Raw genomic sequence first — 16207 nt, forward strand, 5'->3', positions numbered from 1 at the left:
CGCCTTTCGCCGACGTGCTCTGTCGATACGCCGCCGGAGTTCGTCGCGTCTCGGCGGCACCTGACCCCATGTTCGACGTCGGAGCCCGCGAAAGGCCGTCGCGCGGCGCGTCGGCATGAGGCACGGTGCTGCTGGCACGCGCCCGCCCGACACTATGGATTCGATGCATGCCATCCTTACAACGTCTTGCCCGTCCGCTCGCCTTTCTGCCCCTCGTCTTCACCGCGACCCTCATGTCTCCGGGTCCTGCCTCGGCCGTCGCCGTCTTGGTCGCAGACGTCCGATCGATGCCGTTGAGCGAACGGGTGGAAGCACTCGGGACACTGAAGGCAAACGAGTCGGTCAATATCACCGCGAACGTCACCGAGACGATCTCGGCGATCCATTTCGACGACGGCCAACGGGTCGGAGAGGGCGACATCCTGGTCGAGCTCACGAGCGTCGAGCAGCATGCCCTGCTCGACGAGGCACAGGTGCGGGTTGGCGAGGCAGATCGGCAGTACGCGCGGGTGAAGTCACTCGTGGCGCAAGGCGCAGCATCGGAGTCGCTCCTCGACGAGCGCAAGCGTGACCTCGACACGGCCCGTGCCGTTTTGGTGGCCATCGAATCGCGCCTGTCCGACCGCCTCATCAAAGCACCCTTCGACGGCGTGCTGGGTCTGCGCAACGTCAGCCGCGGTACCCTGGTCGAGCCCGGCGATACCATCACGACACTTGACGACGACAGCTTCATGAAGCTGGACTTCACGGTCCCGAGCGTCTTTATGAACGACCTTCAGCCGGGACTTCGCATCGAGGCACGCGCCCGCGCTTACGGCGATCGGGTTTTCGAGGGAGTGGTGCGCGGGGTCGACAGTCGCGTCGACCCGGTCACCCGATCCATTCAGGTCCGCGCACTCATCCCCAACCCGGAGCGCACACTCAAGCCCGGGCTGCTGATGCAAGTGGAGCTGCTGGTGGATCCGCGCGACGGATTGGTCGTCCCGGAGGCCGCGATCCTTCACCAAGGCCAGGATCACTTCGTTCAGGTCGTCGTGGAGGGCGAGGAGGGCCTGACCTCCGAGCGCCGTCAGATCCGAATCGGGACGCGCAAGCCGGGGCTGGTCGAGGTGCGCGAAGGGCTCGCGCAAGGAGATCGCGTCATCGTGCACGGTCACCTCAAGGTCCGACCGGGACAGCCTGTCGAAATCCTGAGCACGCATGACGACCCGATCGATCCGCCGGCGGCGAAGGAGCCCGCCGCATGATCCTGTCTGACATCTCGGTTACCCGGCCTGTTCTCGCCACCGTCCTGTCGCTCCTGCTGGTCGCCTTCGGGCTGGTCGCCTTCGATCGATTGCCGCTGCGCGAGTATCCGGACATCGACCCGCCGGTCGTCTCGATCGAGACCATCTATCCGGGCGCCGCGGCCAACGTCGTCGAGACGCGGATCACGCAGCTCATCGAGGACCGCATCGCCGGAGTCGAGGGTATCCGCACGGTCGAATCCGTCAGCGAGGACGGACGCTCGGCGATCACGATCCAGTTCAACATCGACCGCGACATCGACGGGGCTGCCAACGATATCCGCGACCGCGTCTCGGCCGTGCTCGATCAGCTCCCGGCAGAGGCGGATCCGCCCAACATCCGCAAGGTCGACAGCAACGAAGACGTCATCATGTGGCTGAATCTGGTCAGCGACCGCATGAGCGTCCCGGAGCTGACCGACTATGCCTCGCGCTATCTGGTCGATCGGTTCTCGGTGATCGACGGCGTGGCGCGCATCCAGGTCGGCGGCAGTCAGGTGTATGCGATGCGCGTCTGGCTGGACCGCAACGAGCTTGCCGCGCGCGGCTTGACGGTCTCGGATGTCGAGGCCGCGCTGCGCGCCGAGAACCTGGAGCTCCCGGCCGGCAGCATCGAATCGGTCGACCGCCAGTTCAGCGTGCGCATGAACCGCACCTTCAATGGCCCGGATGACTTTGCCCGTCTCGTGCTTGCGCGCGGGAGCGACGGCCATCTGGTGCGCCTCGGCGATGTGGCACGGGTGGAGCGCGGCACCGAGGAGAACCGCACCTTCTTCCGCGGCAACGGCGTGCCCATGGTCGGGATCGGTGTGGTCAAGCAATCGACCGCGAATACCGTCGCCGTGGCAGACGCGGCCAAGGCGGAGGCCGCCCTGATCAACGCCAACCTGCCCGAAGGTATGGAGATCAAACAAAGCTTCGACTCCTCGGTCTTCGTCAAGGACGCCATCAAGGAGGTCTACAAGACGCTCGCGATCGCCATCGGCTTGGTCATCCTGATCATCTTTCTGTTCCTGGGCAGCGTGCGCGCGATGCTGGTGCCGGCCGTGACCGTCCCGGTCTCGATCGTGGCGACCTTCACGGTCCTGCTCGGACTCGGTTTCTCCGTCAACATCCTGACCCTGCTGGCGCTGGTCCTGGCGATCGGGCTGGTCGTGGACGACGCCATCGTGGTGCTCGAGAACATCCATCGCCGGATGGAGCAGTACGGCGAGACCCGGCTCGCCGCCGCCTATCGCGGAACCCGTCAGGTCGCCTTCGCCGTTGTGGCCACCACCATCGTCTTGATCTCGGTCTTCGTACCCATCGCCTTTCTGCAGGGCGATGTCGGGCGACTCTTCGCGGAGTTCGCACTCACCATGGCCGCAGCCGTGGCCTTCTCGTCCTTCGTGGCCTTGTCGCTGTCGCCGATGCTCGCCTCGCAGATCCTGCCCCAGTCGCACCGGCGCGCATCCCTCACCCACGGGGTCGACTGGGTGTTTCAATGGGTGCGGCGCGGCTACGGCACCATGCTGCGGTTTCTGCTGCGTCAGCCCTGGATCGTCGTGCTGGCCTTCATCGGCACACTCGGCGCCGCCGTTTGGCTGTTCGAGCAGATCCCGCAGGAGTACGCGCCGAAGGAGGATCGCGGTGCCTTTTTTGTCCTGATCAACGGTCCCGAAGGCGCGTCTTATCAGTACATGAGCGACTACATGGACGAGATCGAACGGCGCCTCATGCCCTATACCGAATCCGGCGAGGCGATCCGACTGCTGGTGCGTGCGCCACGCACCTTCTCCAATACCGCGCTCTTCAACACCGGCATGGCGGTGATGGTGCTGAACGACTTCGGCAAGCGACGCTCCGGCTGGGTCATTATGGACGAGGTGCGTGCGAAGCTCGCCGACCTGCCCGGCGTGACCGCCTTCCCGGTGATGCGTCAGGGGTTCGGCGCGCGCATCCAGAAACCGGTGCAGTTCGTGATCGGCGGCGGGACTTACGAGGAGCTCGCGCAGTGGCGGGACCTGCTGCTCGAGGCGATCGAAAAGGACAACCCCGGCCTGACCGGCATCGATTGGGACTACAAGGAAACCAAACCTCAACTCAAGGTCGAGATCGACTACGATCGAGCCGCCGATCTCGGGGTGACCGTCGGCAACATCGGGCGCACGCTCGAGACCATGCTCGGCTCGCGCAAGGTGACGACCTATTTGGACGCCGGGGAAGAATACGACGTCATCCTCGAGGGCGAGCGCGACGCGCAGCGCACGCCGGGGAGCCTGGAAAACCTCTATGTGCGCTCGGACCGCAGCGGCGAGCTGATCCCGCTGTCCAACCTGGTGAGCGTGATCGAGTCGGCCGACTCACAAAGCCTGAACCGCTACAACCGGCTGCGCGCCATCACCATCGAGGCAAACCTGGAGTCCGGACTGGCCCTCGGAGATGCGTTGAGCTATCTGGAGGCCAAGGTCGCCGAACACCTGCCCGAACAGGCCCAGATCGATTTCAAGGGACAGAGCCGCGATTTCCGATCGAGCAATCAGGACATCCTCTTCGTCTTCGTTCTGGGCTTGCTCGTGGTGTTCCTGGTCCTGGCGGCGCAGTTCGAGAGCTGGATCCATCCGCTCGTCATCATGCTGACGGTCCCGCTGGCCATGGCAGGTGCACTGCTTGCCCTCTGGCTGACCGGACAAACGCTCAACATCTACAGTCAGATCGGGCTGATCATGCTGGTCGGACTCGCCGCCAAGAACGGCATCCTGATCGTGGAGTTCGCCAACCAACTGCGCGACCAGGGCAAGGCGTTCCGCGAGGCGCTGCTCGAAGCGGCAGACGTGCGTCTGCGTCCGATCGTCATGACCGGCATCACCACGGCGGCCGGCTCGCTTCCGCTACTGCTCTCGAGCGGTGCCGGCGCCGAGACCCGCACCGTCATCGGCACCGTCATCCTTGCGGGTGTCATCGCGGCCACGCTCTTTACACTCTTCGTCGTCCCGGTCGCCTACGACCTGCTCGCTCGCCACACCGGGTCCCCGAGTGACGTGAAACGACGGCTGGAGCGCGAAATGGAGGCTTCATGAGACATGAGACCGAGCAAGCCGCCGGGCCGAATGTGCGCATCGGCAACAGGATGCCGGCGCGCCGAAAAGGACTGAAATAGGCCGGCTCAGCCGGCAACCTCGATCAATGCCCTGACCGGGCCAAAGCTGCGTCTGTGCTCCGGACAGGGTCCGAGTCGGCGCAGTGCCTCGATGTGAGTCCGTGTGGGATAGCCTTTGTGTCCGGCAAAACCGTAGCCGGGAAAGGTCCGGTCCAGTTCGCACATGAGCCGATCGCGCGCAACCTTGGCGAGGATCGAGGCAGCGCCGATCGATGGCACCAAACCGTCTCCGCCAACAATGGCTTCGGCCTCACACCCCACGTCGGGACAACGATTTCCGTCGACGAGCACCCGTGTCGGCTGCACCGTCAGGGCGGCAACCGCACGCTGCATCGCCAGCATGGACGCCTGGAGGATATTGATCCGGTCGATCTCCTCCGCGCTGGCCCACGCGATGGACCACGCCAGTGCGCGTTCGCGGATCTCGAGATCGAAGGCGTCGCGCCGAGCCGGAGTCAGTTTCTTGGAATCGTCGAGGCCCGAGATCGGGCGGGTCGGATCCAGGATGACCGCCGCGGCACTGACCGGACCGGCAAGCGGACCCCTCCCCGCCTCGTCGACGCCCGCGACCCATAAAACCGCGTCCGGAGTGACCAACACTGTCTGCCTCATATCCGCATCGTCGAGGCCATCAAATGACTCGTCCCCGACGCGGTTTTAGTAAAAAACGAAAAAATTCTTGAATCGCGTCCCCACCGGGGCCGTTTGCACATCCAAGCGACAATCCAAGGCGAGACGCCACCGATCACACCGGACGCGATTCAATACGCCAGGAGATCGAGGACGGCCTGTGCCGCGCTCGCTGCAGCATCCTTGCGCAACCAAAGATGAATGCGCCGATACTCGGCCTGAATCTCGGCCACGCGCTCCGCATCGTCCAAGAACGCAAGAACGGCCGGCGCAAGCAAGTCAGCGCGACAACGCTCTTGGATAAACTCGGGCGCAAGCTCCTTCTCGGCCAGAAGATTGGCCATCGCGATATAGGGCACCTTGACCAGACGGAGCTGTTTGACCAAGTGATAGGAGATCGGGTGGACCCGATAGGCGACGACCATCGGGCGTTTGGACAACAGGGTTTCCAGGGTGGCCGTGCCCGAGGCGGTCAGCACGACATCGGCGGCGGCGAGGACCTCGCGGCTGCGCCCGTCGACCAAGGTGATCGGGAGATCGGGGGCAAGCCGCGCCAAGACTTGGCTGAAGTATTCGCGCAGCCGGGCGTTGACCAGCGGGACCACAAACCGCAGGTCAGGGCGGGCGGCGAGACAACGGGCGGCGGTCTCGATGAAAGGTTCGGCGAGGCGCTCGACCTCGCTCATCCGACTGCCCGGCAGCAGGGCGAGGATGGATCCGGCCTGCGTCAGACCGAGGGCACGTCGCGCGCCCATTCGATCGATCTCGATCGGGATCTCGTCGGCGAGCGGGTGCCCGACATAGCGTGCCGGCACGCCGTGCTCGCGCAGGAAGGTCTCCTCGAACGGGAAGACGCTCAGCATGAGATCCACCGAGCGACGAATCGACTTGACCCGACCCGGACGCCAAGCCCAGACGGTCGGACTGACCATGTGGACCGTGCGGATCCCTGCCTCGCGCAGTCGGCGCTCCAGACCGAGATTGAAGTCGGGCGCGTCCACGCCGATGAAGACATCCGGGGGATTCTCGACGAAGTAGCGCACCAGCTCGCGTCTGAGCCCGAGAAGCTCGCGGAGCTGACCGAGGACCTCCATCAGCCCCATCACGGAGAGCCGTTCCATGGCGAAGAGGGTCTCGCAACCCTCCTCCTGCATCCGCGGCCCGGCAACACCGACGAAGCGGACCTCGGGGACCCGTTTGCGGATCTCGCGCGCCAACGCAGCACCCAAGATGTCGCCCGACGCCTCGTTTGCGACGATCCCGATCCGCAACATCAACGCACGATGCTGCGGCTGCTGTCGCCGATGAAGTCCGCCATGGCGCCGATCTCGGGAATCTCCGCGGACATCCGATTCAGCTCGGCGATCGCCTCGGCCAGTTTCAGGTTTCCCAGATAGAGCGTGCGATAGGCCCGCTTGATCGCTTGAATGGCAACCTCGGAAAACCCGCGGCGCCGCAATCCCTCGGCGTTGATCCCGCGGGGCTCGGCCGGGTGCCCGCCGACGGTCACGTAGGGGGGGACATCCTTGCTTAGAACCGATCCCATGGCACAGAAACCGTGAGCACCGATCCTGCAGAACTGGTGGACGATGGTGAAACCGCCGAGGATGGCCCAGTCCTGGATCTCGACATGGCCGCCCAGTGAGGCGGCGTTGGCCATGATGACGTTGTCGCCGATGCGGCAGTCGTGTGCAACGTGGACATAGGCCATGAAAAGGTTGTCGTTGCCGATCCGGGTCACACCCTGGTCTTGGACGGTGCCGCGATGCAGCGTCGTGAACTCCCGGATCTGATTGCGATCGCCGATCTCGAGACGCGTCGTCTCGCCGCCGTATTTCTTGTCCTGGGGATCTTCGCCGACGCTCGCAAACTGAAAGATTCGATTGTCGCGCCCGATCCGGGTCGGCCCCTTGATGACGGCATGGGGGCCGATCCGGCTCCCCGCGCCGATCTCGACATCCGGGCCGATGACGGCGAAGGGGCCGACCTCGACATCGCAATCCAGCGCCGCCCCCGGATCGACCAAGGCGGTCGGGTGAATCAAGCGGTAAAGTCTCGAGCCGTACACATGATCTCGGCGCTGGCCACCAGGCGATCGTCGACGCGCGCCTCGCCGTCGAACTTCCAGATCCCGCGACGCACGGGTCCGAGCTTCACATCCAGGATCAACTGATCGCCCGGCTCGACTGGACGCTTGAAGCGCGCCTTATCGATACCGACGAAGTAATACAGCTTGTTGCCGACCTCGTCCGGTCGGGAGGCCATCGCCAACAATCCGGTCGCCTGCGCCAGCGCCTCGATGATCAGGACGCCGGGCATCACCGGGCGCACCGGAAAATGGCCCATAAAGAAGGGCTCGTTGTAGGAGACGTTCTTCAAGGCGATCAGATAGTCGTTCACCTTGTAGTCGATGACCTTGTCGACCAATAGAAAAGGATACCGGTGCGGCAAGAGGCTCAGCACCTTATGGATGTCCATCGTGCTCACGACGTCCTCCGATCGATCAAGACGCAAATCAGAATCCGTCGGCATGGGATGCGATCCCTCCATGCTAGGTAGCCTCCCGCCCAGTTGTTTCATTCATCGTATCGATACGTATCTCAAGTTGTTTGATGCGTCGCGCCAGCTCGTCCAGATGTCTGAAGCGAGCCACGTTGCGTCGCCAATCCGCGCTTGGCATGGCCGGAATCCCGCTGCTGTAGGCACCGGGCTCCGTTACCGATCGCGTCACCATGGCCATCCCCGTAAAGTGAACCCGATCGCCGATTTCCAAATGACCCGCCATCCCGACGGCCCCCGCGATCGTGCAGTTCCGACCGATTCGGGTCGAGCCGGAGATCCCGGTGTTGGCCGCCATGGCGGTATTCTCGCCGATCTCGACGTTGTGGCCGATCTGGATATGGTTGTCCAGCTTCACCCCGTCGCCGATCAGGGTATCGCCGATCGCACCGCGATCGACCGTCGTGTTCGCCCCGATCTCGACATCGTCGCCCAAGATGGCGCGCCCGACCTGCGGAATACGCACCCACCGATCCCCGTCGCGCGCAAAACCGAAGCCGTCCCGCCCGATGACGCTGCCGGGGTGCAGCAGCGCACGTTTGCCGACATGGGTTCCCGAGCAGAGCGTCACGCGCGCCACCAGCCGACTCTCCTCACCGACTCGGACCCCTTCACCAAGGATACAACCGGGTCCGAGAAACACGCGAGGCCCGACAACCACGCCGGCCTCCAGAACACAGGTCGGACCGACCCATGCCGTCGGATCGACCTGTGCCGTCGGGTCCACGACAGCACTGCGGTGGATGCCGCCGACGATCGCCGGTTCCGGATAGAGAATCCCCGCCGCCTTCGCAAACGTCAGGTACGGGTTATCGCTCAGCAGAACCGGCACCCGACAGACATCGGCGTCGGCCTCCGAGAGAATCACGCAGCCCGCCCGAGTCTGCTCGAGATGGCGCCGCAACCGCACGTCGCCGAGGAAGCTGAGCCCGGTTGCGTCGGCGCACGTCAGCGACGCGATACGGCAGACGCGCGCATCGGGGTCGCCCCGCAACGGAACGGCCAAACGGTCCGCCAATTCGCCGAGCGAGATCTCCAAGGCGTCACCAACCGCGCCGAATCGTTGCCGACGGAATCATCACTTATCGCCAAACTCCTGTTTGAGTCGCTCGATGACTTGTGCCGAGATATCGATACGCGGACTGAAGTACACCAACCCTTCGCTGATGACCAGATCGATCTTCTCCTCCTTGGCAACCTCGACGATCACCTCGCGGACCTGAAGCGCCAGCTTGGTCCGAAGCTCGTTCTGCCGCAACGCAAAGTCTTCCTGAAACTCATCCCTTGCATACTTGAGCTTACGGGTCCGACTTCGGATATCGTTCTGCAGGCGCTGAATCTCGCTTTCGCTCATCAAGGCACCTTCTCGCTCCAGGCGGCCTTGAAGCGCGGAGATCTGATCCTGCTGCTCGCGCAGGATCCGCTCCCGATCCTCGACCTCACGCTGAAGCGCCGCGCGGGCGGCCTCGTATTGCGGCGACTGCTCGACGACCCGATTCGGATCGACCACGGAGATCCTGTAGTCGGATGCGAGCACAAAACCCGACAACACGAGCAAGATCGTCGTCGACAACCAAAGAACAGCTAACCTCAAGCTTGGACTCCCTTAAACCGCGCCCGGTGCGGTATGCGTAGTGTGTTGGATTGGCTTGGCCGCGCGGGCTCCGACGACCGCCGGAGCCGGCGCAGTGTTAGATTCTGAAAAATATTAATTTTCAAACCGCGTCTCGCCGAGGTCGAGGACATCTCCGAAGCCAAACGCAACATGAAAATGACGCATGTCGCTCTGGACGCGGTTTAGAAGGTTTGTCCGAAACCGAACTGGAAGACTTGGGTTTCGTCGCCCTCTTCTTCGTTGAGCGGAGCCGCCAGACTGATCGAAAGGGCACCGATCGGCGACAGCCAGGTTGCCGAAACGCCCGCCGAATAGCGTAGAGCGCCGATATCGAAACCGGTGGGCTCGATGAGATTCGAGCCGTTGGTCTCCCACACGTTGCCGAAGTCCAGGAAGGCCCCGAGCCGCAGCGTCTTGCTCAGCTGTGGTCCACCCGGCGCCGGCGCAAAGAGTTCGAGGCTACCGGCCATCCTGAAGTTACCGCCGACCGGATCGTCGTCGCCGACCTCGCGCGGGCCGAGCGAGTTGGCGACGAAACCGCGCACGGACCGCGGACCGCCGGCGTAATAGTTTTCGAAGAAGGGCAGCGAGTCGGTCTCGCCGTAACCCTCGCCGTATCCGACATCGCCACTGAGGGACACCACAAACCGGGAGGTCAGAGGGACGTAGAGCTGCTCCTGGTACGTCAGCTTATAGTATTGAAGATCGCTTCCGGGAACGGCGAGGTCTGCCCTGAGCACGCGCAAGCCGCCCTTGGTCGGGAAGATCGCGGTATCTCGGCTGTCGTTCGTATAGCTTGCCGACAGGATAAAGTCATTGAAGACATTGCCGTTTTCTTCAACGAACTGTTGCGCCAGCTCGGAAAAATTGCCGGCGATGAAGTTCGTATACTGATAGCGGACACCGAGACCGGCGCGGCTGGTCTCGGAGATGGGCAGACCGAAGTTCATGCCCAACACGCCGACGTCGGTCGAGTAATCCGCACCGATCAGCTCATCGAAATCCGTTTCGCGATAGGAGATGTTGAACCCTCGACTGATACCGTCCACGGTATAGAAGGGGTTGGTATAGGCGATCTGATAGAGCTGGGTTGCTTGACTCGTGTTGACGCCGAACGAGACACGCTTACCGGTACCCAGGAAATTGTTCTGCGTCACGCTGGCGTTGAACAAAATACCCTGCGACTGGGAGTAACCGACACCTGCCGAAAGATTTCCCGCGGGCTTCTCGGTCACCGTCACATCGACATCGACTTGGTCGGCGGAACCGGGTACGGCGGGCGTCTCGATGGTGACGTTCTCGAAGTAACCCAGTCGCTGCAGCCGCTCGCGCGACTTGCGGACCAGCTCGGCCGAGAACCAAGCCGACTCGAGCTGGCGCATCTCCCTGCGCAGGACCTCGTCGCGCGTTCGGGTATTCCCCTTCATGTTGACGCGACGCACATAGACGCGCTGTCCCGGGTCGACGAAGAAGGTCACCGTCACCGTGCGCGCCTCCTCGTCGATCTCGGGAATGGTGTTGACGTTCGCGAAGGCATAACCGCGATCGCCGAGCAGGTTCGAGATCCGCTCCGCACTCTCGGTGGTCGCACGACGCGAGAAATAGTCGCCGCGCGCGAGCTGGATCAGAGGGAACAGCTCCTCGGCCGGGATCGATGGCTCGCCTGCAAGCTTGATGTCGCCGATCCGGTAGGGTTCACCCTCGTCGATGACGACGGTGATATAGATCTCTTTCTTGTCGGCGCTGATGGAGACTTGCGTCGACTTGATGTCGAAACGAATGAAACCGCGATCCAGATAGAAGGAGCGCAGCGCCTCCAGATCACCGGCGAGCTTCTGCTTGGAGTACTGATCGTTCTTCGAATAGAAGGAGGTCCAGCCCGTCGAGCCGAGCTCGAAGCGCTTGAGCAGCTCCTTTTCGGGAAACGCCTCGTTGCCGATGATGGTGATCTGCTTGATCCGCGCCGTCAGCCCCTCGGTGATCTCGATGCGGACGGCGACGCGGTTTCGCTCGAGCGGCGAGACCGTTGACTGAATCAGCACGCCGTATTTGCCGCGGGAGAAATACTGCCGCTCAAGCTCCTGCTCGATCCGATCGAGGACCGAACGATCGAAGACGCGGCCCTCCCTGAGCCCGATATCGGACAAGGCAGCCGTCAACGCCTTGGTGTCGATATCCCGATTGCCGGTGATGTCGATCGAGGCGATCGCCGGTCGCTCGCGGACCCACAGAACGAGGACGTTACCCTCGCGCTCGACGCGTACATCGTCGAAGAAACCGGTTTGGTAGAGCGAGCGAATAATGCCGCCGGTCACGCCGTCACCGACCGTGTCCCCGACCTGTACCGGCAGATAGTTGAAGACGGTACCGGGTGCGATCCGCTGCAGACCCTCCACGCGGATGTCGGCAATCTGGAACACCTCGGCCGCGACCGGCATGTTGATGGCCAGCAGGAGGGTCATCAGAGCGAGCTGCCGACGTGCGCAGCAACGGAGCATCAGAGGTATCGCGCGCAAGACAGGGTCCCCTCGATCAAGCCGAAGTCTGCGGCGCAGTCGGCGTTTCAGGGTGGCAAGTATAAGGGATTCCCCACGTCTAGCCCAATAGCCGAGCGAAATCCAAGTAAAAGGCCAGCGACATCAGGCCGGCCAAGAGCACAAGGCCGATCTTTTGGCCCTGCATCTGTGCCTCCTCCGAGAGCGGACTGCCTTTGACCCACTCGATGAAAAAATACAATAGATGCCCGCCGTCGAGGATGGGCACCGGCAGGAGGTTCAGGATTCCGAGGCTGATACTGACGACGGCGAGGAATTTCACGAAGGATTCCAATCCGTAGCTTGCGGTTCGACCGGCCGTCTCGGCGATCGTAATCGGACCGCTGAGATTCTCCACCGAGGCTTGGCCGATCAACATGCGCCCCACGACCCGCAACGTCATGACGCTCATCTCGACGGTCTTGGAAACGGCCCGATCGAGCGACTCGACCGGACCGTAGCGGACCTCGACGCTGTAATCGTCCATCAGACCCTCAGGAACCAGCACACCGGCCCCGATCCGACCGATGGTGTCCCCGTCGGCCTGCGTCGATCGCGGTGTCATGTTCAAGGCAAGGCGCTCGCCGTCGGCGCGCTCGATCTCGATCGCCAAGGTCTTGTCCGGATGATCACGCACCACGCCGACCCAGTCCTGCCAGCCTTCGATCGGGCGCCCATCGGCCGTCAGGATACGGTCTCCGCTCTTCAGACCGGCGCCTTCGGCCGCTTCGCCCGGGACCAGCTCGCCGATGACGGCGGGCAGGGTCGGACGTTTCGGAGAAAGACCCAAGCGCCCGAGGAGGTCCGGCTCTTCGGCGAGACTCCGGACCGCGTCGGAGGGAATCCATCGCGTCGTCTCGAGACCCGAGGCGTCGCGCACCTGAACCGCCAGCTCTCGCCCGTCGAGCGATTTACCGACGAACGCGATCAGGGCCGTCTCCCAACTCCCCGCCTCGCGGTCGCCGACTCGAACCAGCTCGTCGCCGGACTGGAAACCGGCCGCGGCCGCGATCGATTGGGGCTCGACGTCGCCGACGATCGGCCTCAGGCCGGAATCCCCGGACATGAAGATGGCCCAATAGGCGAAGATCGCGAAGAGGAAATTGAACAGCGGACCGGCCACGACGATCGCCGAGCGCTTCCAGAGCGCTTGGCGGTTGAAGGCAAGATGCGCCTGCGCCGCCGGAACCTCCTCTTCGCGCTCGTCGAGCATCTTGACGTACCCGCCGAGCGGGACGAGCGCGAGGACATACTCTGTTGCATCGGGATGTCGCTGAACGCGAAGCAGGGGCCTGCCGAAACCGATGGAGAAACGAAGCACCTTCACGCCCAAGCGTCTGGCGACCCAAAAGTGCCCGAACTCGTGCACGGCGATGAGGATCGCGAGTGCGACGACGAAAGAACCGATCGTAAAGAGGATGTCCATCTTGAATCGCGTCCGGAGTGGTCGTTGAGGTTGAAGTTGCGGCCAATGACGACGGCCATCAACGGCAATCGGAGTAACGCGATTCAAGTCTTTATTTTTTCTTTCTTAAACCGTGTCGGCGGGGAGCAGGGACAGCCCCCTTTTCACGGCCACGGAATTCCGGTCCGGACGCGGTTTAAATCAGGCGCGATCGGACCAGGTGGTCGGCGCGCTCGCGTGCACGCCGATCCACGTCCAGGAGGAACGCGAGATCCTGGCCCGCGACATCTTCGTTGGGAAGGGACCCGAGCGTGTCCTCCACGACGGCGGCAATCCCGGGAAGATCGATACGTCGGTCGAGAAAGGCGGCGACCGCGATCTCATTGGCCGCGTTCAGGACAGCCGGCGCGGTGCCGCCTTGTCGCGCGGCCGTGAAGGCCAGACCCAGGCAGGGGAAGCGTGCAAGATCCGGCTCTTCGAAATTCAGCTGGCCGATCTTGAAGAGATCCAAGGGCGCAACGCCGGCATCCAGGCGCACCGGCCAGCCCAGCGCATGGGCGATCGGGGTGCGCATATCGGGATTGCCGAGCTGGGCGAGCACGGAGCCGTCTTGGTATTGGACCAAGGAGTGGATCACGCTCTGCGGGTGGACGACGACCTGGATGCGATCGGTGTCTGTCCCGAACAACCAGCAAGCCTCGATGACCTCCAGGCCCTTGTTCATCATGGTGGCCGAGTCGACCGAGATCTTGCGGCCCATCGCCCAGGTGGGGTGCGCACAGGCCTGCTCGGGGGTCACGGACGCGAGCCGCTCGATCGGCCAATCGCGCAGAGGACCGCCGGAGGCGGTCAAGAGGATGCGCTCCACCCCGACCGAGGGCAGACCCTCGCAGAAGTTCGGCGGCAGACATTGGAAGATGGCGTTGTGCTCGCTGTCGATAGGCAGCAGCTCCGCACCGCTCTCTTCCACGGCGCGCATGAGCAAGGCGCCGGCCACCACCAGGGACTCCTTGTTGGCGAGCAGCAAACGCTTGCCCGCACGAGCGGCGGCCAGTGTCGGCGGCAGACCCGCCGCACCGACGATCGCGGCCATGACGTACTGAGTCTCGGGCATGGTCGCGACCTGCTCCAGACTCTCGGCACCCGAGAGGATCTCCGGGCGGCCCGGCATGTCCGAGAGCAGCTCACGTAAACGCCGCGCCGCCTCCTCTTCGACCATGACCGCGATCTGCGGGCGGTGGCGCCGGCACTGCTCGGCCATCCGCTCGCTGCCGCGATGCGCCGTCAAGGCGACCGCGCGAAACTGCTCGGGATGACGCGCAACGACATCGAGGGTGCTTACGCCGACCGAGCCGGTCGAGCCAAGGACAGTTACGCCGATCACGTCGTCACTCCAATCAAGGTGATACCCAGTGCAAATACAGGTGCGGCTGCCGTCAGGCTGTCGATCCGGTCGAGCATACCGCCGTGCCCGGGCAAAAGATGACTCGAGTCCTTCAGACCGCGGCGACGCTTGAGGAGGCTTTCGTAGAGATCGCCGACGATCGAGATCACGACCGACACACCGCAGACCAGCAGGATCAAGAGGGTTGACGTTGCAGTTGCGGACAGGATCCACGCGAAGGTCAGACCGCAGACGACGGCCCCGACCATCGCCCCGTAGACGCCCACCCGCGTCTTGCCCGGACTCAACGCCGGCGCGAGCTTTGCGCGGCCGCCGCCCCAGGCACGACCGACGAAATAGGCCATGGAATCGGCCGTCCACATCAGAAAGAGCAGGAAGAGAACAAGGGCCGGCCCCGTGCTCGGAAGCCGATGCAGGTAGATCAGAGCCGCCCAAGGGCCGACCAGAACGAGAAAACCGGCGGCAAGGAGCGACCACTGAACGCCCTCGACCCTCGGAATCTCCCTGATGCGCGGCAGGACAACCGCCTGACCCGCCCACCAAACGGCACTCAGACCGAAGAACCAAGGCTGACCTTGCGGCCAGATCCAGAGGATCGCCATCGCGGATAGGATTGCCGTCGAATAAAGGATGCGCGGGATAGGCCGCGTCAATCCGGCCAACGTGCACCATTCGACGGCCGCCAGCATCATGACCCCGGCCAAGACGAGCGCGAAGGCAGGCGTCGGCAGCCAAAGGACGGCACCGATCACGAGCGGCACCAACGAGAGTGCCGTGATGGTCCGCCGCTTCAGTGCGTTGGATGCGGGCAAGACGTCAACCCCGCCCATAAGCACTCATCGGGGCCTGCGTCTCGACCTGCTCGCCTGTGCGCCCGAAACGCCGTTGCCGACGCGCGTAATTCTCAAGCGCTCGACCATACGCGGCCGCGTCGAAGTCGGGCCAGAGCAGGTCGGTGAAATACAGTTCGGCATACGCGGACTGCCACAGCACGAAATTGCTCAGACGCTGCTCCCCGCCGGTGCGAATGAAGAAGTCCGGTTCCGGGAGATCGGGAAACGACAGGCGGCTCGCGATGGCCTGCTCGTCGATCGCATCCGGATCGAGCGCCCCGCTCAGCGCATCCGCCACGAGCCGCCGGGTGGCGCTCGTAATGTCCCAGCGCCCGCCGTAGTTCGCTGCCACTTGGAGATTCAGGGCCACGTTGCTCGCAGTCAATTCTTCAGCCTCGGCGATCCGCCGTTGCAGCTTGTCGGGAAAGGCCCCGCGCTCGCCGATGATGCGCAGCCGAACATTGTTCTCGTTCAGGCGGCGCACCTCTCCTCGCAAGGCGCTCATGAACAGCTCCATGAGGATGTTGACCTCCGAGCGCGGTCGCTGCCAATTCTCGCTGCTGAAGGCGAAGAGGGTGAGGGTTCCGACGCCGCGGCGCACACTCTCCTCCACGACGGCGCGGACGCTTTTCACGCCCTCCCGATGACCGGCCGTGCGGGGGCGATCACGCTGCTTAGCCCAGCGGCCGTTGCCGTCCATGATGATGGCGACGTGCCGAGGTACGGATGGATCCGGATCACTCATTGCGACTGCGGGCGTTGCAATATCCACGGTGTCGTTGTCGGGATCGCCCGCCCGCC

The 16207-nt window shown here is 63.7% G+C and carries 13 protein-coding genes; 2 read left to right on the forward strand and 11 right to left on the reverse strand.

Translation table 11 applies throughout. The features are described from left to right. Nucleotides 1-167 precede the first annotated feature (167 nt). Nucleotides 168-1247 (forward strand): efflux RND transporter periplasmic adaptor subunit, encoded by a 1080-nt coding sequence (locus BDD21_RS21655; RefSeq protein ID WP_120798932.1) that lies wholly within the window; start codon nucleotides 168-170, stop codon nucleotides 1245-1247. Further along, a complete protein-coding gene (locus BDD21_RS21660) occupies nucleotides 1244-4345 on the forward strand; it encodes an efflux RND transporter permease subunit (protein WP_120798933.1) in 3102 nt (1033 codons plus the stop codon). The genes BDD21_RS21655 and BDD21_RS21660 overlap by 4 nt, the downstream gene beginning before the upstream one ends. 86 nt (nucleotides 4346-4431) lie before the next feature. Here the strand turns inward: BDD21_RS21660 and rnhB are convergent, their stop codons facing one another. From rnhB to uppS, 11 genes are all read right to left on the reverse strand, one after another. Continuing rightward, nucleotides 4432-5037: a ribonuclease HII gene (gene rnhB / locus BDD21_RS21665; protein WP_120798934.1), complete on the reverse strand. Its 606-nt coding sequence runs from the start codon at nucleotides 5035-5037 to the stop codon at nucleotides 4432-4434. A 149-nt stretch (nucleotides 5038-5186) separates the two neighbouring features. Beyond that, nucleotides 5187-6329 (reverse strand): lipid-A-disaccharide synthase, encoded by a 1143-nt coding sequence (gene lpxB, locus BDD21_RS21670; protein WP_120798935.1) that lies wholly within the window; start codon nucleotides 6327-6329, stop codon nucleotides 5187-5189. Continuing rightward, the gene (lpxA, locus tag BDD21_RS21675; protein WP_120798936.1) at nucleotides 6329-7099 is read right to left on the reverse strand and encodes an acyl-ACP--UDP-N-acetylglucosamine O-acyltransferase; all 771 of its coding nucleotides are present in this window, start codon (nucleotides 7097-7099) and stop codon (nucleotides 6329-6331) included. The genes lpxB and lpxA overlap by 1 nt, the downstream gene beginning before the upstream one ends. Then, nucleotides 7096-7605, reverse strand: a complete 510-nt coding sequence (gene fabZ, locus BDD21_RS21680) for a 3-hydroxyacyl-ACP dehydratase FabZ (RefSeq protein ID WP_120798937.1) — start codon at nucleotides 7603-7605, stop codon at nucleotides 7096-7098. The genes lpxA and fabZ overlap by 4 nt, the downstream gene beginning before the upstream one ends. Before the next feature lies 1 nt (nucleotide 7606). Next, nucleotides 7607-8653, reverse strand: coding sequence for a UDP-3-O-(3-hydroxymyristoyl)glucosamine N-acyltransferase (gene lpxD / locus BDD21_RS21685; RefSeq protein WP_120798938.1), 1047 nt, complete (start codon nucleotides 8651-8653; stop codon nucleotides 7607-7609). A gap of 39 nt (nucleotides 8654-8692) precedes the next feature. Continuing rightward, a complete protein-coding gene (locus BDD21_RS21690) occupies nucleotides 8693-9187 on the reverse strand; it encodes an OmpH/Skp family outer membrane protein (protein ID WP_245969739.1) in 495 nt (164 codons plus the stop codon). Nucleotides 9188-9411: 224 nt separating this feature from the next. Next, nucleotides 9412-11727, reverse strand: coding sequence for an outer membrane protein assembly factor BamA (gene bamA, locus BDD21_RS21695; protein ID WP_425470265.1), 2316 nt, complete (start codon nucleotides 11725-11727; stop codon nucleotides 9412-9414). A 97-nt stretch (nucleotides 11728-11824) separates the two neighbouring features. Further along, entirely contained in the window at nucleotides 11825-13189 is a 1365-nt protein-coding gene (gene rseP, locus BDD21_RS21700) for an RIP metalloprotease RseP (RefSeq protein WP_120798941.1), read from the reverse strand. 175 nt (nucleotides 13190-13364) lie between these two features. Next, nucleotides 13365-14552, reverse strand: a complete 1188-nt coding sequence (gene ispC / locus BDD21_RS21705; protein WP_120798942.1) for a 1-deoxy-D-xylulose-5-phosphate reductoisomerase — start codon at nucleotides 14550-14552, stop codon at nucleotides 13365-13367. Beyond that, nucleotides 14549-15403 carry a phosphatidate cytidylyltransferase gene (locus BDD21_RS21710; protein ID WP_120798943.1) on the reverse strand — a complete coding sequence of 285 codons (855 nt, stop codon included), beginning with the start codon at nucleotides 15401-15403 and terminating at the stop codon, nucleotides 14549-14551. The genes ispC and BDD21_RS21710 overlap by 4 nt, the downstream gene beginning before the upstream one ends. Then, on the reverse strand, nucleotides 15390-16151 hold the full coding sequence (gene uppS, locus BDD21_RS21715; RefSeq protein ID WP_120798944.1) for a polyprenyl diphosphate synthase: 762 nt from the start codon (nucleotides 16149-16151) through the stop codon (nucleotides 15390-15392). Before uppS ends, BDD21_RS21710 begins: the two co-directional genes overlap by 14 nt. Between the last annotated feature and the right edge of the window lie 56 nt (nucleotides 16152-16207).

The organism is Thiocapsa rosea, from assembly GCF_003634315.1.
Classification (GTDB): Bacteria; Pseudomonadota; Gammaproteobacteria; order Chromatiales; family Chromatiaceae; genus Thiocapsa; species Thiocapsa rosea.